3 protein-coding genes are annotated in these 1,670 nt (G+C 57.3%); 2 read left to right on the forward strand and 1 reads right to left on the reverse strand.

Going from position 1 to position 1,670, the window contains the following annotated elements; translation table 11 throughout:
* The first annotated feature begins 325 nt into the window (after window positions 1-325).
* The gene (locus ACYQ3M_RS11550) at window positions 326-532 is read left to right on the forward strand and encodes a type II toxin-antitoxin system HicB family antitoxin (protein WP_460036232.1); all 207 of its coding nucleotides are present in this window, start codon (window positions 326-328) and stop codon (window positions 530-532) included.
* On the forward strand, window positions 532-756 hold the full coding sequence (locus ACYQ3M_RS11555; protein WP_460036233.1) for a type II toxin-antitoxin system HicA family toxin: 225 nt from the start codon (window positions 532-534) through the stop codon (window positions 754-756). The genes ACYQ3M_RS11550 and ACYQ3M_RS11555 overlap by 1 nt, the downstream gene beginning before the upstream one ends.
* A 53-nt stretch (window positions 757-809) precedes the next feature.
* Here the strand turns inward: ACYQ3M_RS11555 and ACYQ3M_RS11560 are convergent.
* On the reverse strand, window positions 810-1,670 hold an 861-nt coding region (locus tag ACYQ3M_RS11560; RefSeq protein WP_460036234.1), incomplete at its 5' end, for an RNA-guided endonuclease InsQ/TnpB family protein.

Below are 1,670 nucleotides of genomic sequence, written 5' to 3' on the forward strand. Positions count from 1 at the left end.
AATGGGAAAGTTTTTCCTTCCGGAAGCGCGGATCGCCGATCTTACCCAAAATCTCTCGCAGCGAGCGCCTCTTCTAACGATTGTACGCCAGAAAGTTGCATGTAAATAGGGCGTTCCGATTTAGCTTCCTACGATCCAACGCTGCAACCGTACCGTTCGGGAGTCCTTACCATCGCCGCGGCCAACGATCTCCCCCTACAATCATCACTTACCCGAGCGCAAAAGGGGGTGGACTTATACACTTTCCTGTGCTACCGAGTACTGTATTGACTGTTCAGCACCGAGGGCGGGCGTATTTTGATCAACTCACACTTAGAGGATGGATATGAAATTTAGCGTTACGATCAGCCGTGACGAAGACGGTGTCTGGGTTGTCGAATGTCCGGCAATTCCAGGCTGCGTCAGTCAAGGGCAGACCAAGGAGGAAGCGTTGGAAAACATCCAGGATGCGATTTGCCAGTGTCTCCAGGTACGAGCGGAGCGCGGTTTGCCTTTGACAATCGAGACCCGGCAAGTGGAAGTGGCAGTCTGATGGCGCCTCCGCTTCCCGTCCTTAGCGGACGCGAGGTGGTCCGCGTCTTCGAGTTGTTCGGATGGCAAGTCGCGCGCCAAAGCGGAAGCCACATCGTCATGGTCAAAGAAGGCGAAATGGCGACTTTGTCGGTTCCCGACCATCGCGAAGTCGCTAAGGGGACACTACGCAGCCTCATTCGCGCGGCGGGCTTGACGGTAACCGAGTTTGTTTCAAAGGTTTAGCCTGTTGGGGCAGTAGTGCAGACTCATTGGCTCGCCCTGCCCAACCTGGGTTTCTAGCCAATACTCGCGGTTCGTGGGCTGTTCCCGGAGGGAACCCGCAACGGATGCATTCGTTGCGGCGCTTGATTCCGCGATTCGGCCAGACAACATTGGCCCATGTCCAGGCGACTACGACTTCCCGGCGGCTGGCTCTTCATTCCAGCCGCCTGCCCGATTCTCACCGGGCCGGGACGTCGATACGTGATGCGCTTTGGAAACGTCACCACTTGACCAAAAACGATACGATGCATGTTTACCGCGCCCATAATATCCCTGTGGCCTTTGAATCCACAGGCAGTGCATCGCCAGTTCCGCCCCTTGGGCTTGTGGCGATGGCCGCATACGGGACGCCGGCTGGACGTACCTCTTTCGTCCCCCGTGAAGTACACGATGCGGTCTTTTTCCGACTTTTGCTTCAGATAGTCGATGTCCTTTCCGTACTCCCACTGGCTCATGCGCTGGTTGTGGTGATGACCCCTGCTCTTGCGTCGGACGCCGTCCGGGTTTCCGACAAAAAGTGCTTCAATGCCACGGTCCTTGCAGAAGTTCACCACCGCCCGGATACCCTTGTGGCGCAGGTCGCGGACGCGGCGTTTATAGCGCAGGGTGAGCTTTGCCCGCGCTAGACCAAGCTTGCGCCAGCGCCGCGAGCCCTTTTTGCAGCGGGAGCGCTTTTTCTGGATTTCGCCGAGCTGCTTGCTGTGCAACCGTTTCAAGGAACGAATCCCACGTCCGGAGATGACCAACGCTTCCCCCTGATTAGACACCACGGCGGCCTGGTGGATTTGCCCCAAGTCCACCATCGCGTGTCTTTTGGTTGGCGTCGCAGCCTTCGAAAACTCCCACTCCTCGGCGAGCGTAACGTGGAGTTCGTT

This window comes from Methylothermus subterraneus, assembly GCF_054656915.1.

Coding starts and splice junctions, on each gene's coding strand:
- ACYQ3M_RS11550 (WP_460036232.1), top strand. CDS start 326: ATGAAATTTAGCGTTACGATCAGCCGTGACGAAGACGGTGTCTGGGTT.
- ACYQ3M_RS11555 (WP_460036233.1), top strand. CDS start 532: ATGGCGCCTCCGCTTCCCGTCCTTAGCGGACGCGAGGTGGTCCGCGTC.